This is a genomic window from Microbacterium sp. NPDC055442 (assembly GCF_053644215.1).
Genome location: NZ_JBSHLF010000004.1, coordinates 387,747 through 403,868 on the forward strand (window position 1 = coordinate 387,747; position 16,122 = coordinate 403,868).

12 protein-coding genes are annotated in these 16,122 nt (G+C 69.9%); 8 read left to right on the forward strand and 4 right to left on the reverse strand.

Features of this window, described 5'->3' with window-relative positions; translation table 11 throughout:
- The first annotated feature begins 15 nt into the window (after positions 1 to 15).
- Positions 16 to 1,335 carry a M50 family metallopeptidase gene (locus tag ACWIBS_RS11480; protein WP_376129928.1) on the forward strand — a complete coding sequence of 440 codons (1,320 nt, stop codon included), beginning with the start codon at positions 16 to 18 and terminating at the stop codon, positions 1,333 to 1,335.
- Positions 1,336 to 1,401: 66 nt separating this feature from the next.
- Here ACWIBS_RS11480 and ACWIBS_RS11485 read toward each other — a convergent pair whose 3' ends face one another.
- Positions 1,402 to 3,429 (reverse strand): anthranilate synthase family protein, encoded by a 2,028-nt coding sequence (locus ACWIBS_RS11485; RefSeq protein WP_376129926.1) that lies wholly within the window; start codon positions 3,427 to 3,429, stop codon positions 1,402 to 1,404.
- A gap of 193 nt (positions 3,430 to 3,622) precedes the next feature.
- On the opposite strand from ACWIBS_RS11485, the gene ispG reads away from it, so the two are divergent.
- Positions 3,623 to 4,774: a flavodoxin-dependent (E)-4-hydroxy-3-methylbut-2-enyl-diphosphate synthase gene (gene ispG / locus ACWIBS_RS11490; RefSeq protein WP_376129923.1), complete on the forward strand. Its 1,152-nt coding sequence runs from the start codon at positions 3,623 to 3,625 to the stop codon at positions 4,772 to 4,774.
- Positions 4,775 to 4,786: 12 nt separating this feature from the next.
- Here ispG and ACWIBS_RS11495 read toward each other — a convergent pair whose 3' ends face one another.
- Positions 4,787 to 5,440 carry a GntR family transcriptional regulator gene (locus ACWIBS_RS11495; RefSeq protein WP_376129920.1) on the reverse strand — a complete coding sequence of 218 codons (654 nt, stop codon included), beginning with the start codon at positions 5,438 to 5,440 and terminating at the stop codon, positions 4,787 to 4,789.
- A 119-nt stretch (positions 5,441 to 5,559) separates the two neighbouring features.
- Here ACWIBS_RS11495 and ACWIBS_RS11500 point away from each other — a divergent pair, with 119 nt between their 5' ends.
- From ACWIBS_RS11500 to ACWIBS_RS11515, 4 genes are read left to right on the forward strand one after another with little or no spacing between them, the layout of a single operon-like run.
- Positions 5,560 to 6,567 carry a 1-aminocyclopropane-1-carboxylate deaminase gene (locus ACWIBS_RS11500; RefSeq protein WP_376129917.1) on the forward strand — a complete coding sequence of 336 codons (1,008 nt, stop codon included), beginning with the start codon at positions 5,560 to 5,562 and terminating at the stop codon, positions 6,565 to 6,567.
- Positions 6,568 to 6,576: 9 nt separating this feature from the next.
- On the forward strand, positions 6,577 to 8,940 hold the full coding sequence (locus tag ACWIBS_RS11505) for a transketolase-like TK C-terminal-containing protein (protein WP_376129914.1): 2,364 nt from the start codon (positions 6,577 to 6,579) through the stop codon (positions 8,938 to 8,940).
- Positions 8,941 to 8,968: 28 nt separating this feature from the next.
- Positions 8,969 to 9,913 (forward strand): DMT family transporter, encoded by a 945-nt coding sequence (locus tag ACWIBS_RS11510; RefSeq protein WP_454137017.1) that lies wholly within the window; start codon positions 8,969 to 8,971, stop codon positions 9,911 to 9,913.
- A gap of 32 nt (positions 9,914 to 9,945) precedes the next feature.
- Positions 9,946 to 11,700, forward strand: a complete 1,755-nt coding sequence (locus ACWIBS_RS11515) for a proline--tRNA ligase (RefSeq protein ID WP_376129909.1) — start codon at positions 9,946 to 9,948, stop codon at positions 11,698 to 11,700.
- A gap of 15 nt (positions 11,701 to 11,715) precedes the next feature.
- Here ACWIBS_RS11515 and ACWIBS_RS11520 read toward each other — a convergent pair whose 3' ends face one another.
- A complete protein-coding gene (locus ACWIBS_RS11520) occupies positions 11,716 to 12,231 on the reverse strand; it encodes a pyridoxamine 5'-phosphate oxidase family protein (RefSeq protein ID WP_376129906.1) in 516 nt (171 codons plus the stop codon).
- Between the two features lie 62 nt (positions 12,232 to 12,293).
- On the reverse strand, positions 12,294 to 13,124 hold the full coding sequence (locus ACWIBS_RS11525) for a DUF1206 domain-containing protein (protein WP_376129904.1): 831 nt from the start codon (positions 13,122 to 13,124) through the stop codon (positions 12,294 to 12,296).
- Between the two features lie 63 nt (positions 13,125 to 13,187).
- Here ACWIBS_RS11525 and ACWIBS_RS11530 point away from each other — a divergent pair, with 63 nt between their 5' ends.
- Both ACWIBS_RS11530 and ACWIBS_RS11535 read left to right on the forward strand, forming a co-directional pair.
- Positions 13,188 to 14,222 carry an LOG family protein gene (locus ACWIBS_RS11530; protein ID WP_376129901.1) on the forward strand — a complete coding sequence of 345 codons (1,035 nt, stop codon included), beginning with the start codon at positions 13,188 to 13,190 and terminating at the stop codon, positions 14,220 to 14,222.
- A gap of 41 nt (positions 14,223 to 14,263) precedes the next feature.
- Positions 14,264 to 16,099 (forward strand): lipase family protein, encoded by a 1,836-nt coding sequence (locus ACWIBS_RS11535; protein ID WP_376129898.1) that lies wholly within the window; start codon positions 14,264 to 14,266, stop codon positions 16,097 to 16,099.
- The last annotated feature ends 23 nt before the right edge of the window (positions 16,100 to 16,122 follow it).

Below are 16,122 nucleotides of genomic sequence, written 5' to 3' on the forward strand. Positions count from 1 at the left end.
CGGTACCGTGTGCGTGTGGAGTTCCTCGCGTTCGTGATCGGCGTCGTCCTGCTCGTCGTCGGGCTCGCGGTGTCGATCGCCCTCCACGAGATCGGGCACCTCGTGCCGGCCAAGCGGTTCGGCGTACGCGTCGGCCAGTACATGGTCGGATTCGGGCCGACCCTGTGGTCACGGCGCCGCGGTGAGACCGAGTACGGCGTCAAGGCGATCCCGCTCGGCGGCTACATCTCGATGGCGGGCATGTACCCGCCCTCGCCAGCGGAGCGCAGCGGTCGCGCCGGCGGCGGCTTCTTCGCGACGATGGTGCAGGATGCCCGTGCCGCGAACGACGAGACGCTCGAGGCGGGTGCCGAGGACGGCGTCTTCTACCGCCTGCCGGTGTGGAAGCGCATCGTCATCATGCTCGGCGGACCGATCATGAACTTCCTCTTCGCGATCGTGCTCTTCGCGATCCTGCTGAGCGGCATCGGCGTACAGAGCGCCACGACCTCGATCGCCCGCGTCAGCGAGTGCGTCATCCCCGCGTCGTCCGAGCGCACGCAGTGCGAGCCGTCCGATCCGCGCGCGCCCGCGGCCGATGCCGGGGTGCTGCCGGGCGACGTGCTCCTCGCTGTCGACGGAACACCCGTGTCGACCTTCGCCGAGGCATCCGACATCATCCGCGCCTCGGCGGGCACGACGATCCCGATCCTGATCGAACGCGACGGCGCCGAGCAGACTCTGCGGGTGACCCCGCTGTCGGTCGAGCAGCCCGTGACCGACGACCGGGGATACCCGATTCTGGATGCCGCCGGCGACGTGCAGTACGCCGAGGTGGGCTTCGTCGGCATCGGCCCGACCGTCGACTACGTGCGTCAGCCGATCTGGGCCGGGCCGCAGGCCGCCGTCGAGAACGTCGGCGCCGTCGCCGGCATCATCTGGCAGCTGCCGGTGAAGATCTGGGAGACCGGCGTCGCGCTCGTGACGGGGGAGGAGCGTGATCCCAACGGTCCTCTCAGCATCGTGGGGGCCGGGCGCCTGGCCGGAGAGGTCGCGGCGGCGGAGTCTCCGATCCTCAACCGCGTGTCGGGTTTCTTGGGGCTGCTCGCATCGCTCAACATCGCGCTTTTCGTCTTCAACCTGATCCCGCTGCTGCCGCTGGACGGCGGGCACGTCGTGGTCGCCCTCTGGGACGGCCTCAAGCGCATGTGGGCGAAGCTCTTCCGGCGCCCGCCACCCCGGCCCGTCGATGCGACGAAGCTCGTGCCCGTGACGCTCGCCGTCTTCGTCGCGCTGCTCGTGATGGGCGGCGTGCTGATCCTCGCCGACCTGTTCAACCCCATATCGCTGTTCTGAGTTGCGTGACCGAATCGGTCAGCCGGGCCCCGGCGCCGCGTGACCCTCCGCGTCGCCAGCGGCGCGTCAGCGCAGGGCGTGGGCGACGAGACGCTCGAGCGTCGCGATGCCGTCGCGCGACAGGATCGACTCGAGGTGGCCCTGCACCGAGGCGAAACCCGCGCCGCGCAGCGCGTACACGTCGCCCGTGGCGTCGGCGGCGATCTCGGCCTCTCCGACGCGCGTCGTGCCCGCGGGCACGCGTGCCGTGAACGTGTTGTAGAAGCCGATCGACGCGGGCTCGCCGAAGACGTCGACGGTCTTCTGCATGCCCTGGTGCGGTGAGGCGAGCGGCGCGAGCTCGATCCCGAGCGAATCGGCCAGGATCTGATGGCTGAGGCAGACGGCCAGGAGCGGACGCCCCTGCACGCGGCGCCGCGCGACGATCTCACGCATGCGCGTCATGCGCGGGCTGCCGGCGTCGCGGGGATCACCGGGCCCCGGTCCCGCGACCACGAGCTCTGCTTCGTCGAACTGCGCGTCGGTGACGGCATCCCATGCGGCGATCTCGACGACGAGGCCGAGTCGCCTCAGCTGGTGGGCGAGCATCGTCGTGAAACGGTCCTCCGCGTCCACGACGATGGCAGTGCGCGTGGCGAACGGGCCGTCGCCGTCGGGATCCTGCGGATCGAGCCAGAACTGCGCGAGGCGCGCGTTGCGGGATTGCAGCAGTGCGCTGATCTCGGGATCGTCCGACAGTCGGCGGGGCTCGGCGGCGGGCTCGTCTTCGTCGATGGATGCCGCCTGCACGGCGCCTGCGCGCGCGACGGCTCCGATGGCACCGAGCACTCCGGCGGCCTTGCCGTGCGTCTCGCCGACCTCACCGTCGGGGTCGGAGTGCCGCACGAGCGTCGCGCCCACGGGAACGCGCAGGCGCCCGTCGGCGAGATAGGCCGTGCGGATGAGGATCGGCGCGTCGAGATCGTGCGTCGGTCGCGGTTCGGGGGGCGACGCGGCCCCTGAGCTCGTCGGAGCGGTCCCTGAGCTTGTCGGAGCGGTCCCTAAGCTTGTCGGAGCGGTCCCTGAGCTCGTCGGAGCGGTCCCTGAGCTTGTCGAAGGGTCGGCGACCGAACTCGCGGGCGTGAACAGCGCCGCGACGCCCGAGTAGTAGCCGCGCGGTGTCTGCTCGTGCCGCTCGATGACCGTGCACGCGTTCTGCATGGGCGACCCGGTGACCGTCGGCGCGAACATCGTCTCGCGCAGGATGTCACGCGGGTCCATCGTGCTGCGCCCGCGAAGGACGTACTCGGTGTGCGTGAGGCGGGACATCTCCTTCAGGTGCGGTCCCGTGATGCGCCCGCCGTCCGAGCAGACGGCGCTCATCATCTTGAGCTCTTCGTCGACGACCATGAAGAGCTCTTCGGTCTCTTTCGTCGAGCGCAGGAACTCGGCGAGGGACTCCTCGGTCGCACCGCCTTCGGGGTGGCGGAATGTGCCCGAGATCGGATTCATCGTCACGATGCCGCCGCGTGCGCTGACGTGCGCCTCGGGGCTCGCGCCGACGGCCACGTGCCCGGGCGTCACGACGGCGAACGTCCAGTACGCGCCGCGCTCGTGCTCGAGCAGGGCACGGAACCAGGTGAGGGCCGCCGTCGCGGCATCCGTCTCGACGCTCGCGGTGAAGTCGCGGCGGATGACGAAGTTCGCGCCCTCTCCGCTGCCGATCTCGTCCGAGATGACGCGGCGCACGATGTCGGCGTAGTCGTCGTCGGAGATGTCGAACCCGGCATCGCCGAGCGGGACCGGTGCGGACGGCAGCGCGGCGATGACCTCATCGCGCGGCAGGTGCTCGTGCGCCGCGACCACGAGGCAGCGCAGCGGCGCGTCGTCGTCGTGGCACGTGAAGCCGCGTTCGCGCACCTGGCGGTACGGCACGAGCGCGAGCACTTCGCGCGGCGCTCCGTCGGGGTCTTCGAGAGGGATGTCCGCGAGAAGCTCGACGTCGACGACGTCACCCGTGAGCAGCTCGACGGTCTCGCCGTCGCGTGCGAGGAGGGCGAAGGGGATGCCGCGTGCTGCGAGCTCCCCGATGGTGGAGGAATCGGACCCGGTCATCGTCGGTCTTTCGTCGTGCGGGCGGTCGCCCTACACGAAGAAGACCGCCCGGGGGCGGTCTGTCGTCGCACGAACACCCGCCTAAGAGACGGGCCACCAAGTGAGGTTCGCGGGCATGCGCCGAAACTACCACAGCCGCCTCTCTCGGCGCCCTGTCAGGCCACCTCGCCCCCCGCGCCGTAGGCTTGAGAGCGTGCCAGCAGTGAACCTCGGAATGCCACGCGTGCCGGAACTCCTCTCCCCGCGTCGCAAGAGCCGCCAGATCAAGGTCGGCAAGGTGCTCGTCGGCGGCAACGCGCCGGTCAGTGTCCAGTCCATGACGACGACTCCGACGACCAACATCAATGCGACGCTGCAGCAGATCGCCGAGCTCACCGCATCGGGCTGCGAGATCGTGCGCGTCGCGGTGCCGTCGCAGGATGACGCCGACGTGCTGCACATCATCGCGGCGAAGAGCCAGATCCCCGTCATCGCCGACATCCACTTCCAGCCGAAGTACGTCTTCCAGGCGATCGACGCCGGCTGCGCCGCCGTGCGCGTCAATCCCGGCAACATCCGCCAGTTCGACGACAAGGTGGGCGACATCGCCGCCGCCGCGAAGGCTGCGGGAGTGTCGCTGCGCATCGGCGTGAACGCGGGATCGCTCGACAAGCGTCTGCTCGAGAAGTACGGGAAGGCGACCCCTGAAGCCCTCATGGAGAGCGCCGTGTGGGAGGCGTCGCTGTTCGAGGAGCACGACTTCCACGACTTCAAGATCTCGGTCAAGCACAACGACCCGATCGTCATGGTCAAGGCGTATCGCCTGCTCGCCGAGCGGGGCGACTGGCCTCTGCACCTCGGCGTCACCGAGGCCGGCCCAGCCTTCCAGGGAACGATCAAGTCCGCCACGGCGTTCGGGATCCTGCTCGCCGAGGGCATCGGCGACACGATCCGCGTGTCCCTCTCGGCGCCGCCGGCCGAAGAGGTCAAGGTCGGCCACCAGATCCTGCAGTCGCTCAATCTGCGCGAGCGCAAGCTCGAGATCGTGTCGTGCCCGTCGTGCGGCCGTGCCCAGGTCGATGTCTACTCGCTCGCCGACAGCGTGACCGAAGGCTTGAAGGACATGACGGTTCCCCTGCGCGTCGCGGTCATGGGCTGCGTCGTGAACGGTCCCGGCGAAGCGCGTGAAGCCGACCTCGGAGTGGCCTCCGGCAACGGCAAGGGGCAGATCTTCGTCAAGGGTCAGGTCATCAAGACGGTCCCCGAGTCCGAGATCGTCGCAACCCTCATCGAAGAGGCGAACCGCATCGCCGCCGAGATGGGGCCGGATGCGGCGGTGGGAACGGCGCAGGTCGTCACGAGCTGACGCCGACCGCGCTCACTCCTCGCTGACGTAGCTCAGCGACAGCCAGTTCTCACGGCACAGCCTGGCCGTGCCCTCGACATCGCGCGCGCCGGCCGCGGCGATGATGTCGGCGTGCTGATCGACGGAGTCTCGTCCCGAGAGGGACCCGAAACGCAACCGCTCGACGCGACGCAGCAGGGGAGTGGCGATCTCGAGCACCTCGGCGACCATGGGGTTGCCGCATGCGCGCACGAAGACGTCGTGGAACCGGTCGTCCGCTGCGAGCGCCGTCTCGGTGTCGCCGGCGCCGATCGCCGCGGCGAACGCCTCGTTGGCCGCCGACAGCTCGTCGAGCTGAGCCGACGTCATGATCGGCACGGCCAGGCGCGCGGCCAGTTCGTGCATGGATGCCGCGACCTGCTGTGCGCTGCGCGTCGAGCCCGCGTCGAACGGGGCGATGATCGTCGCGCGTCCCGGCTGCGAGACGACGAGGCCGGCACGTTCGAGGCGCAGCAGCGCCTCGCGGATCGGAGTGCGGCTGACCCCGAGCCATGCCTCGATCTCGGTGTCGCGCAGACGCTCGCCGGGAGCGAGCGTGCCGTCGACGATCGCGTCCCGCAGCGCGGCGTACACGTTGTCGCGCAGGAGTTCGCGCGCCGGCACAGGGCTGGCAGAGGGGACGGGCATAGGGCGCCTCCGGACGGTCGGTCCTCGCATTCTACGTCAGGATGCGGCATCCGAAATGCAATATCCAGGATATTGCGCTACGGTGGCCGCAATTCACCCCACGACCTGACGAGGACGACATGGCCATCACAGACTTCGAGCGGTACCCGCTCACCTTCGGGCCCAGCCCCATCCAGCACCTGCCCCGCCTGACGCAGCACCTCGGGGGCGCGCAGATCTGGGCCAAGCGCGAAGACGTCAACAGCGGCCTCGCCTTCGGCGGCAACAAGACGCGCAAGCTCGAATACCTCGTGCCCGAAGCCCTCGCGCAGGGCGCCGACACCCTCGTCTCGATCGGCGGTTACCAGTCCAACCACACGCGCCAGGTGGCGGCCGTCGCCGCGAAGCTCGGCCTCAAGGCCCGCCTCGTGCAGGAGAACTGGGTCGAGTGGCCCGACCCCCTGAGCGACCGGGTCGGCAACATCCAGCTCTCGCGCATCATGGGCGCGAAGGTCACCCTCGACGCGGCGGGCTTCGACATCGGCATCCGATCGAGCTGGCAGCAGGCGATCGACGAGGTCGTCGCCGAGGGCGGCAAGCCCTACGCGATCCCGGCGGGAGCGTCGGACCACCCGCTGGGCGGCCTCGGTTTCGCGAACTGGGCCTCCGAGGTCGAGCAGCAGGAGCGCGACCTCGGCGTCTTCTTCGACACGATCATCGTCTGCACCGTCACCGGGTCGACGCACGCCGGCATGATCGCCGGGTTCGCCGGTCAGGACCGCCCCCGCCGCGTCATCGGGATCGACGCGTCCGCGACGATCGACAAGACCCGCGCGCAGGTCGAGCGCATCGCCCGCAACACCGCCGAACTCATCGGGCTCGGCCGCGAGCTGCGCGACGACGAGATCACGGTCCTCGAAGGGTGGGCGGGCGACCTCTACGGCATCCCCGTCGAATCGACGCTCGAGGCGATCCGGCTGGGCGGCTCGCTCGAGGCGATGATCACCGACACGGTCTACGAGGGCAAGTCGCTCGCGGGCCTCATCGACCTCGTGACGTCGAAGGAGATCCCCGCGACGAGCAACGTGCTCTACGCGCACCTCGGCGGCCAGCTGGCGCTCAACGCATACAGCGGACTGTTTCGTTAGTCTTCCGTGGTGACTGACATCGACGACGCCGTCGCCCCTTCCGTCAACGACCGCCCGCTCTCGGCCGCCGCCTCGCTCGGCGACGATGTGCTCGATCGCATCGCGCAGCGCGTGCTGTGGCTGTCGACCGCGATCGTCGACGGCGCGAACCGCGGACGCCCGAATCCCTCCGGAGTCAAGGTCGGCGGCCATCAGGCGTCGAGCGCGTCGATGGTGGGGATCATGACGTCGTTGTGGTTCTCGGAGCTCACCGCCGACGACCGCATCTCGGTCAAACCGCACGCGTCACCCGCGCTGCACGCGATCAACTACCTCCTCGGCGGGCTCGACGCGTCGTACCTGCCCCGGCTGCGCGAGAAGGGCGGACTGCAGAGCTACCCGAGCCGCACGAAGGACCCCGACACGGTCGACTTCTCGACCGGCAGTGTCGGGATCGGCGCGACGGCACCGATCTGGGCGGCGTTGTCGCACCGGTACCTGCGCGACCAGTTTCCCGAGACGCCACGATCGGGCCGCTTCATCTCGCTGCTCGGCGACGCCGAACTCGACGAGGGCGCCGTGTGGGAGGCCATCTGCGACCCGCAGGTCTCCCGCATGGGGGAGCTGCTGTGGATCGTCGACCTCAACCGGCAGTCGCTGGACCGCATCATCCCCGACATCCAGATCCAGCGGCTGCAGGGCATGTTCGCCGCGGCGGGCTGGCAGGTGCTCACGGTCAAATGGGGTCGGCGCATCCGCGAGATCTTCGAGCGGCCGGGCGGCGACGAGCTTCGCGAGCGGCTCGAGTCGATGCCGAACGAGGAGTATCAGCGCCTGCTGCGGTCGCATCCGTCAGAACTCGCGGCGCGCGTCGCGGGTGCCGAGCCGTCGGACGGGCTGCGGGCATGCATCGACGCCCTCGGAGAGCAGGAGCTCGCGGCCGCGATCCGCGACCTCGGCGGACACGACATCCGGATGCTGCTGGACACCTACGAGCAGATCGATCCCTCGCGCCCGTCGGTCATCTTCGCGTACACCGTGAAGGGCCGTGGCCTCGCGACCGAGGGGCACCCGAACAACCATTCCGCACAGCTCAACGCAGCACAGCTCGATGAGCTCGCGACACTGTCCGGCACGACGCTCGACGACCCGTGGCGGGCGTTCGGTGAAGGGACCGACGAGCAGACCGTCATCGCCGCGGCCGCCGAGCGGCTCCGCCGCCCCGAGATCGCGCTCGCCGAGCCGGTCGCGGTGCCGCCGTCGCTGCCGTGGGGCTACCGTGCCGTCATCTCGACGCAGGCGGCTCTGGGTCGGTTCCTCTCGGACTTCACCCGCGCCGCCCCCGACGCGGCGCGGCGCGTCGTGACGCTGAGCCCCGACGTCGCGTCCTCGACGAACCTGGGCGGCTGGATCAACAAGACGGGCGTCTGGTCGGTGGGGGAGCGTCGCGACTGGTTCGCCGACGACGCCGACCGGCTGCTGAAGTGGTCCGAGACCCCGAGCGGCCAGCACATCGAGTTGGGCATCGCCGAAGTCAACCTCGTGAGCCTCGCGGGAGAGCTCGGCGCGACGTGGAGCAGGTGGGGACAGCCCGTCATCCCGATCGCGACGATCTACGACCCGTTCGTCAACCGTGCCTTGGAGCCGTGGTCGTACGGCATCTACGCGGGAGGCCAATCCATCCTCGTGGGAACGCCGTCGGGGGTGACGCTCGCGCCCGAAGGCGGCGCGCACCAGTCGATCACGACCCCGTCGATCGGTCTGGAGCAGCCCGGCTGCATCGCCTGGGAGCCGGCGTTCGCGCAAGACCTCGAGTGGACGATGCTCGAGGCGATGAGCCGGATCGGCACGCCCGGCGGCACGTCGGCGTACTTCCGGCTCACGACACGGCCGATCGATCAGGCGCTCGCGCAGCTGCCCGAGGATGCGGTGCTGCGGGAGCGCCGGCGGCGGCAGGTCGTCGCGGGCGGGTATCGCCTCGTCGACGCGGGCCCGGACGAGCGGGTCACGCTCGTCGGCGTCGGAGCGATCATGCCCGAGGTGCTCGCCGCGGCGGAGACGCTCGAGGCGGCGGGCATCGCCGCCGGTGTCGTATGTCTCACGAGCCCCGACCTGGTGTTCCGCTCGCTGCAGAACCGCGAGACGATCGACCCCTCGTCGCGCAGCGCGATCGCGGATCAGCTCTTCCCGGCATCTCGGGCGGCGCCGATCGTCGCGGTCATGGATGGGCATCCGCACACGCTGTCGTTCCTGTCGGCCATCCGCGGGGACCGCATGCGCAGTCTCGGCGTGAGCGAGTTCGGCCAGTCGTCGAGCCTCGAGGATGCATATGTCCTGCACGGCATCGACGCGGACAGCATCGTGAACGCGGCGCTGGACCTGCTCGGACGGTGAGCCGCGGCGGGTATCCTGAGATCCCCGCTTGCCCGAACGGAGCGTTGTGTCGACGATCACGTCTCTGCCGGTCGTCGGCATCGCACTCGCCGTCCTCTCCGCTGCGCTCCTGAGCGTCGGCAACATGTTGCAGGCGCGAGGGGTCAGTCAGCGCGCGAACGCCGGGCAGACCCTCAGCGCGGGGCAATTCTGGGGGCTCATCCGCACGCCGGTCTGGCTCATCGGAACCGTGCTCTACGTGCTGTCGATCCTCGTGCAGCTCGGCGCGCTCGCCTTCGCGCCGCTCATGGTCGTGCAGCCCGTCGGCGTCGTCGCCCTCGTCTTCTCGTCGCTGCTCGCGGCGTGGACGACCAAGCGCGCCCCCTCGCGCCGGGAGGTGCTGTCGATCGCGCTGTGCGTTGTCAGCCTGTCGGCGTTCGTCACCGTCGCGGCCGTCGTCAGCCGGCAGACCACGATCACCGACGGGCAGCTGATCGCCGTCCTCGTCGTGCTCGGCGTCGTGCTCGCGCTCGTGGGATCAGGGACGGCCGCCGTGCGCCTGTGGCGTCGCGGTCACCGTGTCGCGCCGATCGTCTTCGTCATCCTCGGGGGCGTGTTCTCGGCGTTCGTCGCGACGCTCGGAAAGACCGTCATCCTTCGGATCCAGACGATGCTGCACGGGCACGACTTCGCGATCGACTCCGCGAACTTCCTCACGCTCGGCTGTGTCGCGGGCATCGTGGTCGCCGGCGGGTTGTCGATCTACTACGTCCAGACGGCGCACACGGGAAACAGCCCTCAAGTGGTCGTGGGCGGTCTGACGGTGATCGACCCGTTCGTCGCGGTGGTGCTCGGGATCACGGTGCTGCAGGAGGCCGCGGGCGCGCCGCTGTGGAGCATCCCGGTCTTCCTTCTCGCCGGCGCGGGTGCCGTCGCGGGTGTGCTGTCACTCGCGAAGTCCCCGCCGACCGCCATCTCCGGTCCCGGTCAGTAGCCGCACACCCGCCGCAACTAAGCTTGTCGCTCGTGGTCACCCGTCTCTCGCACTTCTTCCTCCGCACGCTCCGCGAAGATCCCGCCGATGCCGAGGTCACGAGCCATCGGCTGCTCGTGCGCGCCGGATACATCCGGCGTCAGGCGCCGGGCGTGTTCGCGTGGCTGCCGCTCGGTCTGAAGGTCAAAGCCAAGATCGAGCAGGTCGTCCGCGACGAGATGGCGGCGGCGGGCGCCTACGAGGTGCACTTCCCGGCACTCCTGCCGCGGGAGCCCTACGAGCAGACCGGCCGATGGGAGGAGTACGGCGACGCGCTCTTCCGCCTGCAGGACCGCAAGGGCGCCGATTACCTCCTCGCACCGACGCACGAAGAGGTCTTCACGCTGCTCGTGAAGGACCTGTACTCGTCGTACAAGGACCTGCCGCTGACGATCTACCAGATCCAGGACAAGTACCGCGACGAAGCCCGCCCCCGCGCGGGACTCCTGCGCGGCCGCGAGTTCACGATGAAGGACGCGTACTCGTTCGACGCGAGTGACGCCGGTCTCGACACGAGCTACCAGGCGCAGCGCGACGCGTACGAGCGCATCTTCCAGCGCCTCGGCCTCGAATACGTCATCGTGCAGGCGGATGCCGGTGCCATGGGCGGCTCCCGATCTGAGGAGTTCCTGCACCCGACGCCCGTGGGCGAAGACACCTTCGTCCGCTCGGCCGGCGGCTACGCCGCCAACGTCGAGGCGTTCACGACGATCGTGCCCGACCCGATTCCGTTCGACGGACTGCCCGCCCCGGTCATCTTCGACTCGCCCGACACCCCCACGATCGACACCCTCGTCGCGCACTCGAACGCCGTGCTCGAGGGGGAGTACACCTCAGCAGACACCCTCAAGAACGTCGTGCTCACCCTGAAGCACCTCGATGGCACCCGCGAGATGGTCGTCATCGGGCTTCCGGGCGACCGCGACGTCGACGCCAAACGCGTCGAGGTCGCCTTCGCCCCCGCCGAGGTCGAGCAGGCGAGCCCCGAGGACTTCGAGCGCCACCCGCTGCTGGTGAAGGGGTACATCGGGCCGTGGTCCGAGACGGGTCCGATCCTCGGCGAAGAATCGGCCACCGGCATCCGCTATCTGCTCGATCCGCGCGTCGTCGACGGCACGAGCTGGATCACCGGCGCCAACATCGACCAGAAGCACGTGCACTCGCTCGTCGCGGGCCGCGACTTCACAGCCGACGGTTTCATCGAAGTCGCCACGGTGCGCGAGGGCGACCCCGCGCCGGACGGCTCCGGTCCCGTCGAGCTCGCGCGCGGCATGGAGATCGGCCACGTCTTCCAGCTCGGCCGCAAGTACGCCGAAGCGCTCGGGCTCAAGGTGCTCGACGAGAACGGCAAGCTCGTGACCGTCACGATGGGCTCGTACGGCATCGGCATCACCCGCATCCTCGCGATCATCGCCGAGCTCAACAACGACGACAAGGGCCTCGTCTGGCCGACCTCTGTCGCGCCGTTCGACGTGCACGTGGTCGCGACAGGGCGGGATGCCGCAGCCTTCGAGCTCGCCGAGACAGTGTCCGCCGATCTCGAGGCCGCGGGCTTCGACGTGCTCTACGACGACCGCCCGAAGGTGTCACCCGGTGTCAAGTTCGGCGACGCAGAGCTCGTCGGCGTGCCCCGCATCGTGATCGTCGGCCGCGGTGCCGCCGACGGCCAGGTCGAGCTGTGGGACCGCCGCACGGGAGACCGCGAGGTCGTTCTGGCGGACGAGGCGGTCAGCCGCCTGCGCGGCTGAGTCGGGGTCGGTCGCTCAGAACCGCACCCGCCCGTGGCGCATCGTGTCGTCGGGGGCGTCGCGCGTGATGAGCGCCTTCAGCATGCCCGCCGCCGTGACCAGCACGCCGTTCTTGGGCTCCCAGAACTCGCACTCCACGGGGGTCACCCGCAGCAGGGTGATGCCGGGGGTCTGCAGGCCGTCTTCGAACCAGATGTCGAGCGACGAGGTGTACAGCTCCTCCATCTTGGCGCGGTCGCCGATGACGCTCGCCTTGCCGGCTATCGACACATAGCGGTGCCCCTTGGGGTCGATGTAGGACAGGCCCACATCACGCTCGGCCTCCGCTTCATCGACCTTCTTGGTCTCCTCGAGGGTGAAGAACCAGATGGCTCCGCTGTCGTCCATCTGTCTCGTGCTCATCGGCCGGGCCACGAGGTGCCCCGCGGCATCCTGAGTCGTGAGCATCGTCAGATCGATGTCCTCGACGAGCTCCTTCACACGCGCGATCGCCTCGGTTCCGGTCACTTCCTGCGCTTCGCTGTCTGTCATGACTCCACCCTCGCGGCATGGTCGTACCGGTGCGAGGGGATTGACAGCCCGGGCGGCGCCGCCTACCCGTCCAGGCGCGCGTAACGGGCGCGGAACACGGTGAAGACGCCGTACACGACGAAGCCGGCACCCACCAGGCCCGCCAGAAGCGGGCCGAGGTAGAGCTCCAGGAGGGCGTCGATCGCGCCGTCGAGCCCGCCCGCGGCGTCGGCGTCCTGCCGCACGGCGGCGACGAGCACGAGGACCCCCACGACCCCCAGTGAGACGCCCTTCGCGATGAACCCGACGATCCCGGCCACCGTGAGCCCGCGGCCGCGTTTGCCGTCGGGCAGGTCCATGCGCTTCCGGAAGCTGCGCAGCAGGCCCATCACGATGAAGGCGATGCCTCCGATGGCGATCCCCAGCCCCGTGAGGCCGAGCACGAACGGCCCTCCCGGAAGCTGCAGCACGCCGCGACTCGCCGATTCCGCCGTCTTCTCGGCGTCGGGGCGAGCCCCCAGTGCGACGGCGGCGGTGATGACCCCGAGCGTGAGGAAGACCACGGCCTGGCCCCATTCCGACACGCGCCGAGCCCACTTCTTCGCCGCGCCCTTCACGTCGTCGCGTGGAGCCCTGGCGATGATCCCCGCGAAAGCGTGCCAGACGCCCAGGGCCGCAAGCGCGACGGCGATGACCCACAGCAGGATGAATCCGAGCGGCGCTGAGGCGAGTGCCTTGAGAGCGCCGGCCTGGTCCCCTTCACCGGACGCCCCGAAGGCGATCGCGAGCACGATGGCCCCGATGAGCACGTGCACGATTCCGTTGGCGACATACCCCGCGCGAGCGAGGAAGCGCAGCACCGGATTGGATGCCGCCTCTCGGGCGGCGGACTTCACAGCGGGCGCGGAGGGCACGGGGCCAGCATAGATCGGCCCTCGGGCGAGCCCAGCGGCGCCGGATCATGCGACGCTGGAGTCATGTCCGACACCGCCGTTCCCCCCGAAGTCACCGACCGCATCCGCGAGGCGATCGCGGATGCCGGCATCCGTGAGAACGAGGACCTCGTCGCGCGCATCCTCGTGACCGGCATCGGTCTCGGGCTGGACGAGTCCGACCGGCTCAACCTCAAGATCACGTCGGCGGCGCTCACCGAGATGCGCACGGCGTTCCGTCTCTTCGCTCCCTACGAGGACGTGCCGAAGGTGACGATCTTCGGCTCGGCGCGCACGCGCGCCGAGGACGCGCTCTACCGTCAGGCATCCGATGTCGCGGCAGCGCTCGCGGAGCGCGGGTGGATGGTCGTGACGGGCGCGGGGCCGGGCATCATGCAGGCCGCCGCCGAAGGCGCGGGCGTCGAGCGATCCCTCGGGGTGTCGATCCGGCTGCCGTTCGAAGAGAAGCCGAACGCCGTCATCTCGACCGCGGCGAACAACGTCACGATGAAGTACTTCTTCACGCGCAAGCTCATGCTCGTGAAGGAGTCCCACGGGTTCGTCTGCGTTCCCGGGGGATTCGGCACACTCGACGAGATGTTCGAGCTGCTCACGCTGCAGCAGACGGGCAAAGCCGACCCGACGCCGATCGTCCTGCTCGACGCTCCCGGCGGCACGTTCTGGGCGGGTCTGCGGCGTTTCGTCGAGGACGAGCTCGTCGCATCGGGGGTCATCTCGCCCGACGACTTCGACCGCGTGCTGATCACCGACTCCGTCGAGGTCGCCGCCTCCGAGATCACCGGCTTCTGGCGCAACTACGACTCGCTGCGCTGGGTCGGCCACCGGCTCGTGCTGCGCTTGCGCAACGAGCCGACGGATGCCGAGATCGACGAGCTCAACGAACGCTTCGGATTCCTCGCGGCCGAAGGGCGCATCGAGCGCACGGAAGCCCTGCGGCCGGAGCGCGAAGACGACGACCGCGTCGACCTGCCGCGCCTCGTGCTGGTGTTCGACCAGTTCCAGGTCGGCTCGCTGTACCGGCTGATCCGCGCCGTCAACGCGTTCGGCACGGCCGGCTGACGCAGACTCCGAGACGCGCGAGCCGATCTACAATCGGGACGGTGACTCGCGAGCGTGAGGCGGGAACCGCCGCCCGGTGGAGCGCACTGCCGCGCCTCGTGGCGAACGCGCCGCCGCTCGTGCTCATGCTCGTCGGTTCGCTCGCGCTGCTGCTCGGGTTGCTCATCGTCACGCGACCGCTCACGTCGCTGGTCATCCTGACGGTGTACGTCGGGCTGAGCGCTGTCGTCTCGGGTGTCGCCGACCTCGCGGGCCGCCGCGCGACGACATGGCCGCGCAAAGTGTTCGCCGGCGTGTGGATCGTGCTCGGGGTCGCGGTGCTCGTCGGGTTCGGGCGGACGCTCGAGCTGCTTCCCGTCGTGCTCGCCTACCTGCTCATCCTCGGCGGACTCGCGTCGCTCTTCGATGCGTTCACCCGGGGCGGTGCGAGCAGGCGCGTCCTCGCGTTCGCCTGGGCCGGGGCGCAGATCGCGTTCGGCGTGCTCGCCCTGACCTGGCCCGATGTCACGGTGCTCGTCGTCGCGCTCGTGTTCGGTGTGCGCACGATCCTCTTCGGCATCACGACCCTCGTGCGCGCCGTGCGGGGATTCCGGCACGGCACGTCCGAACCGGCGCCGGCGGGCGAGACGGGGCAGCGGCGCAGCCGGCGGGTGCGCGTCTGGGCGGCCGCGGGCCGCTATGCGCTCGCCGCCCTCCTCGTCGTCACGGCGTCGGGCGGATGGTGGCTCAACGACTGGCTGCAGGATGGCGCCAACGTCGTCGACGCGTTCTACGACCCGCCCGATCTCGTTCCGTACGACCACGGTCGTCTCATCCGCTCCGACGATTTCGTGGGGCAGCATCCGCCCGGGGCTGACGTGACCCGCATCCTGTACACCACCAGCGACGCCCTCGGCCGCGCGGCCGTGGCGAGCGCGCTCGTCATCGTGCCCGAGGATCGTCCGCCCGGAGCGCGCCCTGTCATCGCCTGGAATCACGGCACGACCGGCGTCGCGCGCGGCTGCGCCCCGAGCCTGCGCGACGCGTCGGCGACGCGCTGGGCGATCCCGGGTCTGGATCGGGCGCTCGCGAACGGCTGGATCGTCGTCGCCTCGGACTACTCGGGCCAGGGGGCGCCGGGGACCTTCCCGTACCTGATCGGTCGCGGTGAAGCGCGTTCGTCGCTGGACGCCGTGCTGGCCGCACGCGAGCTCGAGGGATCGATCCTCTCGCCCCGCACCGTCGCCTGGGGCCACTCTCAAGGCGGGCACGCGGCTCTGTGGATGTCGCAGATCGCCGAGAAGTACGCGCCCGAGATCGACATCCGCGGCACGGCCGTGCTCGCGCCCGTCGCCGAGCCGCTCGCGCTCGCCGAAGAGATGCTGCAGAGCGGCGGCGACGCGCTGCTGACGATCCTCACGTCGTGGGTTCTCGTGCCGTACGCCGACACGTACGCCGACGTCGACCTGACGCGGTACGTCGCGACGGGGGCCGAGACGATCGTGCGCGAGATGACGCAGCGCTGCCCCGAAGAGCCGGGCGTCATCGTGTCGGTCGCGACGGCTCTGGGGGTGTCCGAGGACCGGCCGCTGTACATCGGCGACCTGACGGCGGGCGCCCTCGGCGAGCGGCTCGCCGAGAACGCCGCGACGGGGCCGTGGGACACGCCGATCCTCGTCACGTGGGGCGACAGCGACGAGGTCATCCCCCCGCGACTGCAGGAGGAGTTCGTGCAGCGGCTGTGCGCCGACGGCGAGCAGGTGCGCTGGGCCGTGTACAGCGGATACGACCATCTGGGCACCCTGCTGCCGCGCTCGCGGTTCCTGCCGCTGCTCATCTCGTGGACGGATGCGGTGCTGGGCGGGCGGGACCTGCCGCTCGATGACTGCCACCGGTGAGCGTGGCCGGGCGTCGCGGCATC